General features: G+C 64.2%; 18 protein-coding genes. 16 read left to right on the top strand and 2 right to left on the bottom strand.

Annotated features, from left to right (window positions below; genetic code table 11):
* Window positions 1-28 precede the first annotated feature (28 nt).
* The 10 genes from MQW79_RS14160 to MQW79_RS14205 all read left to right on the top strand — a co-directional run bounded on the left by MQW79_RS14160 (window position 29) and on the right by MQW79_RS14205 (window position 6,372).
* On the top strand, window positions 29-673 hold the full coding sequence (locus MQW79_RS14160; RefSeq protein ID WP_476585112.1) for a DUF1236 domain-containing protein: 645 nt from the start codon (window positions 29-31) through the stop codon (window positions 671-673).
* Between the two features lie 97 nt (window positions 674-770).
* Complete coding sequence (locus MQW79_RS14165; RefSeq protein WP_476585113.1) at window positions 771-1,259, top strand: Crp/Fnr family transcriptional regulator; 489 nt, start codon at window positions 771-773, stop codon at window positions 1,257-1,259.
* Window positions 1,256-1,549 (top strand): Rdx family protein, encoded by a 294-nt coding sequence (locus tag MQW79_RS14170; protein ID WP_476585114.1) that lies wholly within the window; start codon window positions 1,256-1,258, stop codon window positions 1,547-1,549. Before MQW79_RS14165 ends, MQW79_RS14170 begins: the two co-directional genes overlap by 4 nt.
* 65 nt (window positions 1,550-1,614) lie before the next feature.
* A complete protein-coding gene (locus MQW79_RS14175) occupies window positions 1,615-1,980 on the top strand; it encodes a YegP family protein (RefSeq protein ID WP_476585115.1) in 366 nt (121 codons plus the stop codon).
* Between the two features lie 76 nt (window positions 1,981-2,056).
* A complete protein-coding gene (locus tag MQW79_RS14180; RefSeq protein WP_476585116.1) occupies window positions 2,057-2,845 on the top strand; it encodes a substrate-binding periplasmic protein in 789 nt (262 codons plus the stop codon).
* 182 nt (window positions 2,846-3,027) lie between these two features.
* On the top strand, window positions 3,028-3,846 hold the full coding sequence (locus MQW79_RS14185) for an amino acid ABC transporter permease (RefSeq protein WP_476585117.1): 819 nt from the start codon (window positions 3,028-3,030) through the stop codon (window positions 3,844-3,846).
* A gap of 84 nt (window positions 3,847-3,930) precedes the next feature.
* Window positions 3,931-4,455 carry a CreA family protein gene (locus tag MQW79_RS14190; RefSeq protein ID WP_476585118.1) on the top strand — a complete coding sequence of 175 codons (525 nt, stop codon included), beginning with the start codon at window positions 3,931-3,933 and terminating at the stop codon, window positions 4,453-4,455.
* Between the two features lie 98 nt (window positions 4,456-4,553).
* Window positions 4,554-4,757, top strand: coding sequence for a hypothetical protein (locus MQW79_RS14195; RefSeq protein ID WP_476585119.1), 204 nt, complete (start codon window positions 4,554-4,556; stop codon window positions 4,755-4,757).
* A 168-nt stretch (window positions 4,758-4,925) separates the two neighbouring features.
* Window positions 4,926-5,561: a peroxiredoxin gene (locus MQW79_RS14200; protein ID WP_476585120.1), complete on the top strand. Its 636-nt coding sequence runs from the start codon at window positions 4,926-4,928 to the stop codon at window positions 5,559-5,561.
* 457 nt (window positions 5,562-6,018) lie between these two features.
* Window positions 6,019-6,372, top strand: a complete 354-nt coding sequence (locus tag MQW79_RS14205) for a septal ring lytic transglycosylase RlpA family protein (protein WP_476585121.1) — start codon at window positions 6,019-6,021, stop codon at window positions 6,370-6,372.
* Between the two features lie 60 nt (window positions 6,373-6,432).
* On the opposite strand, the gene MQW79_RS14210 is transcribed toward MQW79_RS14205, so the two are convergent.
* A complete protein-coding gene (locus tag MQW79_RS14210) occupies window positions 6,433-7,398 on the bottom strand; it encodes an aldo/keto reductase (RefSeq protein ID WP_476585122.1) in 966 nt (321 codons plus the stop codon).
* Window positions 7,399-7,476: 78 nt separating this feature from the next.
* Window positions 7,477-7,647 (bottom strand): DUF1127 domain-containing protein, encoded by a 171-nt coding sequence (locus tag MQW79_RS14215; protein WP_476585123.1) that lies wholly within the window; start codon window positions 7,645-7,647, stop codon window positions 7,477-7,479.
* Between the two features lie 182 nt (window positions 7,648-7,829).
* Between MQW79_RS14215 and MQW79_RS14220 the strand changes: the two genes are divergently transcribed.
* The 6 genes from MQW79_RS14220 (at window position 7,830) to MQW79_RS14245 (ending at window position 13,481) form a co-directional block, all read left to right on the top strand.
* Entirely contained in the window at window positions 7,830-8,708 is an 879-nt protein-coding gene (locus MQW79_RS14220; protein WP_476585124.1) for a LysR family transcriptional regulator, read from the top strand.
* Window positions 8,709-8,789: 81 nt separating this feature from the next.
* Window positions 8,790-9,347 (top strand): hypothetical protein, encoded by a 558-nt coding sequence (locus tag MQW79_RS14225; RefSeq protein WP_476585125.1) that lies wholly within the window; start codon window positions 8,790-8,792, stop codon window positions 9,345-9,347.
* Window positions 9,348-9,460: 113 nt separating this feature from the next.
* Window positions 9,461-10,633 (top strand): MFS transporter, encoded by a 1,173-nt coding sequence (locus MQW79_RS14230; protein WP_476585126.1) that lies wholly within the window; start codon window positions 9,461-9,463, stop codon window positions 10,631-10,633.
* Window positions 10,630-11,823 carry an MFS transporter gene (locus MQW79_RS14235; RefSeq protein ID WP_476585127.1) on the top strand — a complete coding sequence of 398 codons (1,194 nt, stop codon included), beginning with the start codon at window positions 10,630-10,632 and terminating at the stop codon, window positions 11,821-11,823. The genes MQW79_RS14230 and MQW79_RS14235 overlap by 4 nt, the downstream gene beginning before the upstream one ends.
* Entirely contained in the window at window positions 11,816-12,280 is a 465-nt protein-coding gene (locus MQW79_RS14240; RefSeq protein WP_476585128.1) for an MmcB family DNA repair protein, read from the top strand. The genes MQW79_RS14235 and MQW79_RS14240 overlap by 8 nt, the downstream gene beginning before the upstream one ends.
* A 52-nt stretch (window positions 12,281-12,332) precedes the next feature.
* Complete coding sequence (locus tag MQW79_RS14245) at window positions 12,333-13,481, top strand: MFS transporter (RefSeq protein WP_476585129.1); 1,149 nt, start codon at window positions 12,333-12,335, stop codon at window positions 13,479-13,481.
* The last annotated feature ends 33 nt before the right edge of the window (window positions 13,482-13,514 follow it).

Here is a 13,514-nt window from a genome sequence, read left to right on the forward strand (position 1 = left end):
GGGATCGCCACGCGAAAGGAATGACAGGATGAAGACGCTACTTCTGGCCTCCGCGGCCGCAATGTCGCTTGGCCTCAGCATGTCCGCAATGGCGCAGGATGCGCCTACCAACACCACGACCGAACAGACCGATGCCGGTGCCGCCGTGGGCGGCGCGGCCGGCGCTGCCACCGGCGGAACCATCGGCTTCCTGATTGCAGGCCCTGTAGGGGCCATTATCGGAGGCTTTACCGGTGCGGTGATCGGGGCGGATGCGGGGGTTTCCGCCGAGTCCGTGGACTATGCCGGCAACAATCCGGTGGAGCCGGTGGATATCGATGGTGAACTGGCGCCGGGAACCCCGGTGCCCTCCGGCGTCACCGTCTACCCGATCGAGGGCGATGACGCCTATGGCTATCTCTATGCCAATGGCCGTGTCTGGATTGTCGATCTGGCCACCAATACGCTGCTCTATTCGCCAGGCTATGCCATCAAGCAGGCTGCCGTCGACTATGCCAAGGAGCATCCGGTGACCCCGATCGAAACCGCCGACGAGGTGGTTGTCGGCTATATTTTCGAGGATGGCGCCGCCATCGTTGAAATCCCGGACGAGCCCTATTTCGGCTATGTCTATGTCAACGACAAGCCGGTCCTGGTGGATACTGCCACCGGGACGGCCATCTGGATGGAGTAGCACCACCAGCCACCCCGATGCCGCCCGGAGCCCCGCTTCGGGCGGCATTGCTTTGCCCGGGCAATGGTTTAGATTTCGCCATGGAGACAGGAGACGCATGGGTCGTCCGATGGTGGAGGCGGGGCCGATGGCCGATATTCTCGATTATTGCGCGGATTTGGGCGAAGTCCGCTTCAGGTCCGGACAGACCATGCTGCCCGAGGGAGAGCGCCTGGGTAAACTCCTGGTGCTGATCGAGGGCCAGGTGGAAGTCATCCGCGAGCGCACCCAGGTGACCCATGTCGACGAACCCGGCTCGATCTTCGGGGAAATGTCGGTGCTGCTCGACATGCCCCATTCGGCCACCGTCAGGGCGCTGTCCGACGTCCGCGCCTATGAAATCCCCGATGCGCTGACCTTTCTCGAGGCGCAGCCGGAAATGAGCCTGCATATCGCCACCATGCTGGCGCGGCGGCTCTATTACACCACGTCCTATCTGGTGGACCTGCAGCAGCAGGCCGCCGGCAAGCGGCAGGACCTTGACCTCGTCGATCAGATCCTCTCGTCCCTGGTCGATCCTTCCGATAGCGGCAAGACGCGCAAATGACCGGCAAGCCATCCGTCACCATCGCCTATTGCACCCAATGCAACTGGCTGCTGCGCTCGGGCTGGATGGCCCAGGAATTGCTGTCCACCTTCACCACCGAGCTGGGGCAGGTGAGCCTCATTCCCGGCACGGGCGGCATTTTCGAAATCCACCTGAACGGTGAGCTGATCTGGGAGCGCAAGCGCGACGGCGGCTTTCCCGATATCAGGGTGCTCAAGCAGATGGTGCGCGACCGGATCGATCCCGACCGGGATCTGGGGCATGTCGATCGCATCGCGCTCGAACAGTAAAGGCTTCCCAATTGGCATCAGTGCGCTAGTCTTGCGCCTGTGAGTCCAGCAGGGAGGTCAGCGTCATGGCCCACAAGTTCAATATCACCGCGGCTGCCAACGATCAGTTCAAGTTCGATTTCTCGTACAATGCCGAGAAGATCTTCTGGTCGGAAAATTACAAGCAGAAGGCCAGCGCCAAGAGTGGCGTCGAGTCCCTGAAGAAGAACGCGCCGGATGCCGCCACGGTCGATCTGAGCAAGGGCGAGACCGGTTCGGGCTACCGCTTCGAGATCGTCGAGAGCAAGGACGGCCAGCATTTCGTGCGCTTCGTCGCCAGCAATGGCGAGACCATGGCCCGCACCGAGACCTACGCCTCCAAGGCCAGCGCCAGGAACGCCATTGAATCGCTCAAGAAGAACGGCCCCGGCGCCGACGTCGTCGACACCTGAAACGACTGCCCCATTCACAAAGCCGACCGCCTTGGTCTAGTCTCCCGGCGAACCTTTTCCGGGAGACGTCAATATCATGACTATCAAGACCGCTCTTCTTGCCGGCGCCGCGCTGGTGCTGGCCACGCTGCCGGTGGCCGCGCAGGACCTGCCCGATCTCAATGGCCGCACCATTCGGGCCGTCACCGAGAATGCCTATTACCCGCTGAACTTCGCCGGCCCCGACGGGCAGGGCATCGGGCTCGAATATGACGTCATCAACGAGATCGCCAGGCGCCTCAACGCGACGGTCGAATGGGACCTGACCGCCTGGGACGTGATGATCGAAAGCGTCCGCACCGGCCAGTTTGACGTCGGCGCCGATGGCATCACCATTACCGAAGAGCGCGAAGAGCAGATCGACTTCACCCAGCCCTTCATCACGGTGGAACAGTATTTCCTCGTCCGCGCCGATGAAGATCGCATCACCGGCCCCGAAAGTTTTGCCGAAAACACCGACCTGCTGTTCGGCGCCCAGGCCGGCACCTCGTCCTTCTATACGGCTATCTATGACGTGCTCGATGGCGACGAGGCCAATCCGCGGGTAAAAACCTTTGACAGCTTTGGTGCCGCGGTGCAGGCGGTCAAGGCTGGTGACGTCGATGCCGTGATTGCCGATCAGGCCGCCTCGGCCGGCTATATCGGCGCCGATCCGGGTGCCTTCAAGCAGGCCGGCGACGCCATCAAGTCCGATCCCTTCGGTTTCATCCTCACCCCCGGCTCGGACCTGGTCGAACCCTTCAACGCGGCCCTGGCTCAGATGCAGGCCGAGGGCTGGCTCGACGAGCGCATCAACTACTGGTTCTTCGACTACGCGGCTGAGTAGGCCAGCGCAGCAGGGGCCTGCCCCGGCAACCCGCCGGTGAAGCCACCCCACCCTCAATCCCTCCCCATCAAGGGGAGGGAGGCGCAGGCGCAACTGCCAGTGTTCATCGTCTCCCTCCCCCTTGTGGGGAGGGATCAAGGGTGGGGGTAGCCACGCTCGCGGCACCCTCGTAATCATCTCCCATGACCTACCGCCCCCGCCGATCATCGCTGTTTGCCCGTCTGCCCTATTGGCTGCTGGCCATTGCGCTGCTGTTTGTGCTCGGGCTCTGGGCCATTACCACCAACGATACCTATTCCGGCATCTTCCGCACCGTCTCGGCCGGCGTGGTTACGACGCTCTGGGTGACGGTGGTCGCGTTTTTCGGGGCCACGATACTGGGCCTGCTGGTGGCGCTGGCGCGCACGTCGAGCGTGCGGGTGCTGCGCGAGATCGCCACCTTCTATGTCGAGATCCTGCGCGGCATCCCGATCCTGGTGTTTCTCTTCTACATCGCCTTCGTTGCCGCCCCTTCCATGGTCGCCGGCTTCAACTGGCTCATGGCGCCCTTCATCGACTGGGGCTGGGTCGCGCCGGCCACGGTGCGCGGCTTCGATTTCGTCTGGCGCGCCATCTTCGCGCTGACCGTGTGCTACTCGGCCTTCATTGCCGAGATCTTCCGTGCCGGCATCGAGGCGGTCGGCAGGGGCCAGATCGAGGCGGCGCGCTCGCTGGGTCTTTCCCGCTGGCATTGCTTCCGCTTCATCATCTTCCCCCAGGCCTTCCGCACCATCCTGCCTCCGCTGGGCAATGACTTCGTCTCCATGGTCAAGGATTCGGCGCTGGTCTCGGCGCTGGGCGTGCAGGACATTACCCAATTGGGCAAGCTCTCGGCCTCGTCGAGCTTTCTGTTCTTCGAGACCTACAATGTCGTGGCCTTCCTCTATCTCACCATGACCATCTCGCTCTCGCTGCTGGTGCGCTGGCTCGAACGGGCGATGGACCGGAAGGTGGGGCGATAAGGCTGGGCCAAGTTGCCGATACCAGTGATCTTGCACCCGTGCCTCGCACCCCCCATGTTCCTCCTGTCACCCCGGAGGAACTCCATGCATCCCATCGCCCGCCTTGCCGTCGTCGCCCTCGCTGCCGTTTCGCTGGCCGCCTGTGGCAATCGGGACGAAGTGGGCAGTGTCGGGGTGGACTGGACCGGCAATGACATTTCCATCGAGGCCGTGGCCGATCCCGATGTCGAGGGCGTGGTGTGCCATCTCTCCTTCTTCAACCGCTCCTTCATCGATCGCGTCAGCCAGGGCAACTGGTTCGAGGACCCGTCCTATTCGGCGCTCGACTGCTCGGCCGTGGGCCCCATCACCGTGGGCGACATCAACATGCGCGGCGGCGAGGAAATCTTCCAGCAGGGTCGCTCCCTGATCTGGAAGAGCCTGCGCGTCACCCGCATCTATGACGCAGCCAACAATTCCCTGGTCTACCTTGCCCATGCCCGCCAGGTGCAGCAGGGCTCGGGCAAGATGAGCCTGTCGGTTGTGCCGCTCTACAATGAGGATGTTACCTGGACCAATGGAGCCCCGGCCGCGCCGCAGCCGGTCCAGGGCTCGGTCATGGTGCAGTAGAATCCCTCATTTTATCGCTAAATTTGCAGTCATCCCGGAAGGGATGCGCAACAACCCGCGCGCACCCTCACCTCGCCATTGTGCCTCGGGAGGGCCATATGCACGGGGTCATCGCCTATTTCAGCGCCAATGCCGCCGACCTGGCGGTTAACCTGGCTTTCTTCCTCATCGTCTATCTCATTGCCCGCCTGCTCAAGGCCGGGGTCCTGGCCTCCATGGTCATCGCCACCATTCCCATGCTGGGCATCGTCTGGCTGCTCTATCCCTGGCTGCCGCCGCGCCTGTTCTCGCTTCTGAGCTGACCTGACGATTGCGGCGCCACGCCCGGAAACGGAACGGCTTGGCGCGACTGCATCAAACAAGGCAAAACCGTTCCGCGCGAGCCCGCTTCAAGCGGCAGTCATGAGCACGATATTCTCTGGATTGACAGTGTGTTGTACCCGCTATTGCGCGGGGAAAGGAAGACGATCATGGCAATCCTGATTGGCGATACCGCCCCTGATTTCACCCTCGAAAGCACCGAGGGTACCATACACTTCCACGACCATATCGATGGGTCCTGGGCGGTGCTGTTCAGTCATCCCAAGAATTTCACGCCGGTCTGCACCACCGAGCTGGGCTATACGGCCAAGCTCAAGGATGAATTCGCCCGGCGGGGCGTCAAGGTTCTGGGCCTGTCGGTCGACAAGCTCGAAGACCATGCCGGCTGGGCCCGCGACATCGAGGAAACCCAGGGCTCGGCCCTCAATTTCCCGCTGCTCGCCGATACTGAGGGCGAAGTGGCCCGCAAATACGACATGATCCATCCCAATGCCGACAATACGCTGACCGTGCGGTCGCTCTTTGTCATCGGGCCGGACAAGAAGGTGAAGCTCAAGATCGAATATCCCGCTTCCACGGGCCGCAACTTCGATGAAATCCTGCGCGTCATCGACAGCCTGCAGCTGACGGCTAAGCATCAGGTGGCGACACCGGTGAACTGGAAGCAGGGTGAGGACGTGATCATCGTCCCGGCCGTGAGCAATGAGGCGGCCAAGGCGAAATATCCGGACGGCTGGAAGGAACTGAAGCCCTACCTGCGCATTGTTCCACAGCCGCAGGGATGATCCCCGCGGCACCCTGTTTTCTCCCTGACCAACTGGGCGATGACCGATGTCATCGCCCTTTTTCGTTGCCGTTTTCCGGCTTTTCCCGCCACATTCCCGCCCAAAAGCGGCAACGGCGTTGACTTATCCCTGCGGTTTTCCCCGCTTTGCCCACCTGTTTGGGTGTTGTTGCATGCGGTTTGACGGAACCGTGACCCAAACGGCACAGGGCGCAAATCGGTTCCACCTATCTGCAGCAATTGGCCGAATTGCGTGCTGAATCTGCTTTTGATCCGGATTCAGTTTCTAGATTTAACAGATTCTGAACGCGCCAGGCGTCGATTAACCCCCTGAAAATCTGTGACATACGTGCATCAGGCTGAGGCGGGACGTCGCACTTGGCCGGTTTGGCCCATTTTCCGGCTCCGCTGGCCTTTATTACTCCCGGCATCGAAAACATCAGTGAGTTCAAAGACCATTGACTAAGAAAGCCGTTCTCGCCGCCGCATCTGTTGCAATCGCTCTTCTGTCGTCCTCTGCAGCATATGCGCAGTGTGGTGGCGCCTCCTGGTACGGTCCCGGATTCCACGGCAAGACTGCCGCCTCCGGCGAAACCTTCAACCAGGAAGCCATGACCGCAGCGCACCGGACTCTTCCTTTCGGCACCAAGGTTGCAGTCACTGACCAGAACACCGGTAAATCGGTCGAGGTCACCATCAACGATCGTGGTCCCTACCACGGCAACCGCATCATCGATCTGTCCAAGGGCGCTGCGGCGGCCCTGGGTTTCCAGAACAAGGGCGTGACTTCGGTCTGCCTGGCAGAAAAATAAGCTTCGTTCTCCCTCCCGAGACGAAGAGGCCGCCCGGCATCCGGGCGGCCTTTTTTATTGTCAGCGCAGGTTGAGCGCCGCGATGGCGTCAAGCTGCCCTTCCTCGAGCGGCCCTGCCGCCTCGGCCTTGAGCGCCACCGCCAGTTCGGTCCGGTTCTTGACCCCCAGCACCAGCGTATCGACGCCCGCAATGCCCAGCGCATAGCGATGGGCGATCAGGGCCGGGTCTTCCCCCCAGCTGTCGCAGAGCGAACGGAAGCCTGCGGCGCGGGCAAAATCGTCGCGGTCGGGGCCATGCGTGTCCGTCCGGTCGAAGCTTCTGGTCAGCGCGCCCGCCTGCACCGCGCGGACGCCCATCACCCCCACGCCGGCCGCCTGCGCCGCCGCGATGACATCGCGCGGGCGCGGGTCGAGGCCCGTGCCGTTCATGGCGCCGGGACTATCGAGCAGGTTGGCAATGGCCTGCACCGCGGCGGGCCGCGGCCCGTCCGACAGGGCCTCGATGGTCGCCGCCGCGTGATTGATGCCGGTTATCCCCCAATCCCCGATCAACCCGTCGGCGACGAGGCGCGCAAAGGCCGGGCGCACGGCCAGGCGGTAAAAGCTCAGCTGCGTCGAGCGCTCATCCTTGGGCGGTTCGCCCGGCGGGTATTCAAAGTCGTCCGGCCGGATTTCGCTATGCAGCAGCATCATGTCGACGCGTTCGAGCCGCATGGCGACAAGGCTTTTTTCCAGCGATGCCCTCAGCAGCGGATAGGCCTCTTCGGCAGCCACCGTGCCCAGGCTGAACTTGGTGGTGACGCGCACGCCCTGTGGCAGCCTGCCCTCGAACGCCCTGCCGATCATGGCTTCGCAGATCTGATAGCCCGGTGCCGCGTCGATCAGCGTGATCCCGCCATCGACGGCCGCCCGCAGGGTCGCGACCGCTTCCTCCTCCGAGGTTGGCCCCCAGACCTGGCCGATGCCGCCCCCGCCCAGCGTCAGCCGGCTGACCGCGCCAAAGCGACCCAGTTGATTGATATTCATTGTCTTCTCCTGTTCGTGGGAACCCGGCAGCAAGCCTGTCTGACACGGCCGGCCGGCCGCTGGGCTCCGGTCTGCGCGTTACTGATCGGAACGGCCGCCGTCCCGATCGAGCCGGGCGACATAGTCGCCGATATGCCTGCGGTCGATGCCCATGTCGCCAAGCAGCCGGTCGTCCAGCTGCGACAGCTTGCGGCGGGTGAGGTTGCGCAACTGCCAGTGGCGGAAGCGCTGGGCAATGGGTTCGAACATGTCTGGTCTCCTCAAGTCTTGGCGCAAGGGCCCCGTGCATGGAGCGCCTGCTGCCATGTTTCAAAATTCGACGTGTAAATTAATAGTCGGACCGCCGGTTGCGGTCTGCTGATAGGATAATTGCGCATTTACGTGTGTTTACGCTATAGTCTGGATCGCAAAGTGCTTTTCAGGAATGAAAAATGGATTTCTCCTGGGACGATCTGCGGCTGTTTCTCGATGTCGCGCGACTGGGCGGGCTCAGTGCCGCGACCAAGACCACCGGCCTCTCGGCGGCAACGCTGGGGCGGCGGGTGACGGCGCTGGAGCATCAGGTGGGCGAGCCGCTCTTCCTGCGCAGCCAGACCGGTTACCAGCTCACCCCGTCGGGCGAGGAGCTGCTGCTGCGGGCCGAGGAGGTCGAGGCAGCGATGCTGTCGCTCAAGCGCTGGAAGGACGGCGCCATCGGCGAGCGCGTGGTGCGCGTCTCGGCCGGCCCCTGGACCTCGGCCTTCCTCGCGCGGCACATTGCCAGCATCTGGACGGCTGCCGACCGCTTTGCGCTCGAACTGGTCACGGCCAACCACAAGGTCGATATCGGTCGCCGCCATGCCGATATCGGCCTCAGGAACCAGCGGCCCACCGAACCCTTTCTGGCCGGAAGGCTGGTCGGCAAGGTTGCCTATGCGCTTTACGCCCGTCCCGAGCTGATCAGCGGTGTCGCTGCCGGCTATTTCGTCGGCGTCGCGGGGGAAGGCAGCCAGACCCATTCGGCGCGCTGGCTCCATGCCCGCCATGGCGACCGCATCGCCACGCGCGGCAATGACGCCATGAGCGTCATGGAACTGGTGGCCGCCGGCGCCGGCATCTCCGTCTTTCCCTGTTTCGTGGGTGACAGCGATCCGCGCGTCGACCGCATGGCCGCCACCGCCATTCCCGAGCTCGAAACCGAGCAGTGGCTGGTCTGCCATCACGAGGAGCGGCATGCCCCGGCGGTGCGCACGGTGACCGATCGCATTGCCGCGCTGCTCCGCCAGCACGCGCCGCTGTTTCGGGGGGAGCTGCCCCGCTCAGCCGGCTAGGCCGGAAAATCTGATTTAGCAATATGTTAGAGCCTTGGGCGCAGTCTTGGCCGCGGATGCAGGCGGGGACGGGGCGGTGCCATGCGGGCATTTGCTTATGTGGTGGGGGCGGACACGGCACCGCGAGCGGCGCTGCTCGATCTGGCGCGCGGGCTCGGCTTTGCCGGCGTCGCGCCGTTTTCGACCGTGGCGGCGGCGGAGCAGCAGACCCATCTGACCCCGCTCTGCTTCTTCCTCTTTGCCGCCACCGACAGGCCCGACAGCCTGCGCGGCGTCGCCGATGCGCTGCGGTTCTCGACCGTGCGGCGGCTGCGCCTCTGCCCGCTCATCCACTTTGCCGAAAGCCCGTCGGCCGAGGTCATCGGCGCCTGCATCAATATGGGCTTTGACGACATCATCACTATGCCCTTCACCCGTGAGCGGGTGCTGGACCGGCTCAACCGGCAGGTGGGGCAACCCCTCACCTATTACGAGACATCGAGCTATTTCGGGCCGGACCGGCGCGGCCGCAACGGCCCCTCGACCAACAGTCACGAAAACCGTATCGGCGGACCCTTCCGGCGTCTCGAAATCATCCGCCACCCCGCGAGCGGCATTGCCGTGCTGCGCGATGATCATGTGGTTCCGCTCGCCGTGTGACCCGGATGCAATCGTTGCAATAAACCGTTTTACAACGCCCCGGCGTCTATTCTCAGTTCGGGCGAAATCGCCTAGCTTGCCGGCCTTCGATCTGATTTGAGCACTTTTAGAAAATGCGATTTGGCCTTGCGCTGCCGCCCCAGATCAAGGTCTTCGGGGCATTCTTCGTATACTCGTTCTGCATGGGGTCGATCTTTCCCCGCCTCCCCGCCATTCAGGAAGCCATGGGCGTGGGCGAAGGCGCATTGGGCCTCGCGCTGATCGGTTCGGCTTTGGGCACGCTGATCTCGCTGACCTTTGCCGGACGCCTGGTCGAGGCCGTGGGCTATCGCCGCGTCCTGCTCGTCGCCATTCCGCTGCTTGCCGCACTCTATGCACTGGCCAGCTGGGCCCAGACGCCGCTGGCCTTCTTCTTGGCTCTCGTGCCCGTCGGCCTCACCATCGGCTGCATCGAGATCATCATCAATGTCGAGGCCGACCGGGTGGAACACCAGATCGGCCGCCGCATCATGAGCCGCGCCCATGCCTTCTGGAGCCTGGGCTTCTTCGCCGCCGGCATGGTCGGCTCCTTTGTCGCCCAGGCCGGGATCGAAGTGCATGTTCATCTCGCCCTGATGATCCCCGTCGTCATCCTCGCGACCCTGCTCGTGCTCGGCCAGTTCCAGCCCGCGCCGCATCGCTCCGGCACCAGTACCGAGGAAGCGCCGCGCTTTGCCCGGCCCACCGTCACCATCATGGCCCTGGTCGCCGTCTGCCTCTCGGCCATGCTGATGGAAGGGGCCGGCATCGACTGGTCGGCCATCTATATGCGCAACATCTTTGGCGCCGAGCCCTTCTGGGCGGGCCTCGCCGTGGCCACCGTGGCCGGGTCGCAAGGCGTCGCGCGCTTCTTTGCCGATAGCTTTGTCGAGCGCTTCAGCCCGGTGACCGTGGCCCGCGTGCTGCTGACGGTGCTCGGCGCCGGCGTGCTGCTGGCTTTCTTCGCGCCCTATGCCTGGGTCGCCTATCTCGGCTTCGCGCTGATCGGCGTCGGCTCCTCGGCCCTCTTCCCGCTGGCCATGTCGGCCGCCGCGCAGCAGACCGACCGCCCCGCCGCCATCAATGTCGCGGCTCTGGCGCAGTTCTCCTTCACCGCCTTCCTGCTCGGACCGCCGCTCCTGGGCTATATCGGCGAGCATTTCGGCATCCAGTGGGTGTTTGGTGTCGGCTTCCCGCTGGTGCTGCTGGGCCTTGCCACCGCCCATGTGCTGGGCCCGAAGCCCGTTCTGCGCGAGGTCATGCCGTGAGGATCGAACCGCAGCACCGCATCTATGCCTGCTTCTTCTTCTTCGCCGTAACCACGGGCGCGCTGATGGCGCGCCTGCCCGACATCCAGACCCATTTTGGCCTCACCGAGGGTCAGCTGGGCCTCACCATGATCGGCATGGCCATCGGCTCGCTGATCGCCCTGACCGTGGGCGCGCCCATTGTCGAGCGGCTCGGCTTCCGCACCACGGCCTTCTTCACCACGCTCGGGCCGGCCATTCTCTTTGCCACCATTCCCTGGCTGCCGGTGGCCCCGGCCATGTTCGCCGTGCTGTTCGTCGTCGGCCTGCTGGCCGGTGCGCTTGAAATCAACCTCAATGTCGAGATCGACCGGCTCGAGGCCCAGTCCGGCAACCGCTTCATGAACCGCGCCCATGGCTTCTGGAGCGTCGGCTTCTTCATCACGGCGCTGTTCGGCGCCATGATCCGCCAGTCCGGCATTACCCCCGGCGTGCATATGGGCACGGTGGCGCTGATTGTCGTCGTCGTGGGCGGCTATCTCATCCATGGCGCCACCAATGCACCCAAAAAGCCGCAGGCGGCGGGCGAGGCCTCTGGCCACCACTTCGCCTTCCCCAATCTCGGGCTCCTGCCGCTCTGCCTCATCGGCTTTGCCGCCTTCCTGGTCGAAGGCGCCGGCATCGACTGGTCGGCCATCTATATGCGCGACGTCTTTGCCGTCGAGCCCATCGTGGGTGGCATGGGGCTGACGCTCTTTGCCTTCTTCATGGCGGTGATGCGCCTTTCGGCCGACCCGATCGTCGCCCGTTATGGTCCGCGCAATGTCGCCATGGTCATGCTGAGCTTTGCCAGCCTCGGCGCCCTGCTGGTCGGCATCGCGCCCCAGCCGTCCGTGGCCCTTCTGGGCTTTGCCCTGATGGGCGCGGGCTGTTCGGCGGTCTATCCGCTGGCGGTTTCGGCGGCCGCCCAGCGCACCGACCGGCCCGCCGCGGTCAATGTCGCGGCGCTCGGTCAGGTGAGTTTCGTGGTCTTCTTCCTCGCCCCGCCGCTCCTGGGTTTCGTGGCCGAATATGTCCATATCCGCGCCTCCTACCTCATCTGCCTGCCGCTGCTCCTGGCCGGGCTCTGGGCATCGAGCTTTGCCTTGGGCACCAAAAAGGTGGACATTCCCTCTGGCATGCCCGCTGAACCCCTGGGACCCAATGGCTGATCTGCCCCCTATCGTCGACCTCCGCCAATCGGCCACGGCCCTGCGCGTCCAGCGCGGGGTCATGCGCATGCTGCGCGAGCGTCACGACATGGCCTGCTATGCCGAAGTGCCGCTGGCCAATGGCCGCCGCGCCGATGTCATGGCGGTCGGGCCCAAGGGCGAGATCTGGATCATCGAGATCAAGTCGAGCCTCATCGACTTCCAGGTTGATCGCAAATGGCCCGAATATCGCGAGTTTTCCGACAAGTTCTTCTTCGCCAAGCCGCCCGAGCTCGACGGGGAAATTTTCCCTCAAAGCGAGGGCCTGATCGTTGCCGACGGGCATGACGGCGCCATTCTGCGCGACAGTCCCGATACCCCGCTCGCCCCGGCGCGCCGCAAGGCGCTGATGCTCAAACTCGCCCGCATGGGCGCCGACCGCATCCATGTGCTGATGGATCCGGGGCCAATTGTCTGACCCCGTCCTCAATTCGTCCTTCCCCTGATCCCGTTCGGGCCGCCTTCCCGCCATGCTGACCACCCATTGGCGCATTGTCGCGCTGTTCTTCACCCATGCCCTGGCCGCCGGCGCCATCCATACCCGCATCCCCGACCTGCAGGAGCTGATCGGCCTTACCGACGCGCAACTCGGGCTGGTGCTGATGGGCCAGCCCCTGGGTGCCATTTGCATGTTCCTGTTTTCCAGCGCCATCATCGAGCGCTTCGGTCCGCGCCGCATGATCCTGGTCCTGTTGCCCGGCGTGGTCATGACAGCGGCCCTGGCCACCGTATTGCTGCATACGGTGGCGCTGTTCGTGCTGCTGGCCATCAATGGGGTCGGCTTCTCGCTCACCAATATTGCCATGAATGTCGAGGCCGACCGGGTCGAGGCCGCCAGCGGCGCGCGGGTGATGAATACCTGTCACGGGGCCTGGAGCCTGGGCTTCCTGCTCACCGCGTTGCTCGGCGCGGCTTTGCGGGGTCTGCACATTTCCCCCGCCATCCATCTCTGGGGCCTGGCGCCGCTGCTGATCGTGCTGATCCTTGTGGTCGTCCTGCCCATGCCCGTCATGCCGCCGCGCGCCCATGCCGGCGGCACGGTGAAAAAGCTCGCCTGGCCCAGCTGGGCAGCGATGGGGCTGGTCGCCTTCGGGCTGGGGGCCGGGCTCACCGAGGGGGCGGCGCGCGCCTGGTCGATCATCCTTTTGCGTGACAGCTTTGATGTCGTGCCCTTCATCGAATCGCTGGCTCTGCCGGCGCTGCTGGTGGCCATGACGTCGGGGCGGCTCCTGGCCGATCGCTATATCGACCGCTTCGGTCCGGTCCTGGTGGCACGTTGCCTTGCGGCGCTGGCCGTGGCTGCCATGCTGGTCATCGTCCTTGCCTCCGAAGCCTGGATGGCGCTGCTGGGCTTTGTCGGCCTCGGGCTCGGCATCTGCGTGCTCTATCCGCTCATGCTCTCGGCCGCCGCGCGGCTGGGCGACCGCCCGGCCAGCCAGAATGTGGCGGCGACGACGCTGATCTTCCAACTGGTCAATCTGGGCGCCCCGGTGCTGATCGGCGGCGTCGCCGAAAGCTTCGGCGTCCGCATGGCCTTTGCCGGGCTCATCCCGCTGCTGATGCTGACCTTTGTGATGGCGGGACGGTTGAGCGGTTCGCGACAGAACCCCCACCCTTGATCCCTCCCCACAAGGGGGAGGGAGACGATGAAC

The organism is Devosia sp. Micro-HW1, assembly GCF_056341075.1.

Excerpts from the sequence above, each read along its gene's own strand:
- MQW79_RS14180 (WP_476585116.1), top strand. The coding sequence starts at position 2,057 with ATGACTATCAAGACCGCTCTTCTTGCCGGCGCCGCGCTGGTGCTGGCC.
- MQW79_RS14215 (WP_476585123.1), bottom strand. The coding sequence starts at position 7,647 with ATGTTCGAACCCATTGCCCAGCGCTTCCGCCACTGGCAGTTGCGCAAC.
- MQW79_RS14185 (WP_476585117.1), top strand. The coding sequence starts at position 3,028 with ATGACCTACCGCCCCCGCCGATCATCGCTGTTTGCCCGTCTGCCCTAT.
- MQW79_RS14165 (WP_476585113.1), top strand. The coding sequence starts at position 771 with ATGGGTCGTCCGATGGTGGAGGCGGGGCCGATGGCCGATATTCTCGAT.
- MQW79_RS14240 (WP_476585128.1), top strand. The coding sequence starts at position 11,816 with ATGGCTGATCTGCCCCCTATCGTCGACCTCCGCCAATCGGCCACGGCC.
- MQW79_RS14225 (WP_476585125.1), top strand. The coding sequence starts at position 8,790 with ATGCGGGCATTTGCTTATGTGGTGGGGGCGGACACGGCACCGCGAGCG.
- MQW79_RS14160 (WP_476585112.1), top strand. The coding sequence starts at position 29 with ATGAAGACGCTACTTCTGGCCTCCGCGGCCGCAATGTCGCTTGGCCTC.
- MQW79_RS14200 (WP_476585120.1), top strand. The coding sequence starts at position 4,926 with ATGGCAATCCTGATTGGCGATACCGCCCCTGATTTCACCCTCGAAAGC.
- MQW79_RS14175 (WP_476585115.1), top strand. The coding sequence starts at position 1,615 with ATGGCCCACAAGTTCAATATCACCGCGGCTGCCAACGATCAGTTCAAG.
- MQW79_RS14230 (WP_476585126.1), top strand. The coding sequence starts at position 9,461 with ATGCGATTTGGCCTTGCGCTGCCGCCCCAGATCAAGGTCTTCGGGGCA.
- MQW79_RS14210 (WP_476585122.1), bottom strand. The coding sequence starts at position 7,398 with ATGAATATCAATCAACTGGGTCGCTTTGGCGCGGTCAGCCGGCTGACG.
- MQW79_RS14245 (WP_476585129.1), top strand. The coding sequence starts at position 12,333 with ATGCTGACCACCCATTGGCGCATTGTCGCGCTGTTCTTCACCCATGCC.
- MQW79_RS14220 (WP_476585124.1), top strand. The coding sequence starts at position 7,830 with ATGGATTTCTCCTGGGACGATCTGCGGCTGTTTCTCGATGTCGCGCGA.
- MQW79_RS14195 (WP_476585119.1), top strand. The coding sequence starts at position 4,554 with ATGCACGGGGTCATCGCCTATTTCAGCGCCAATGCCGCCGACCTGGCG.
- MQW79_RS14190 (WP_476585118.1), top strand. The coding sequence starts at position 3,931 with ATGCATCCCATCGCCCGCCTTGCCGTCGTCGCCCTCGCTGCCGTTTCG.
- MQW79_RS14170 (WP_476585114.1), top strand. The coding sequence starts at position 1,256 with ATGACCGGCAAGCCATCCGTCACCATCGCCTATTGCACCCAATGCAAC.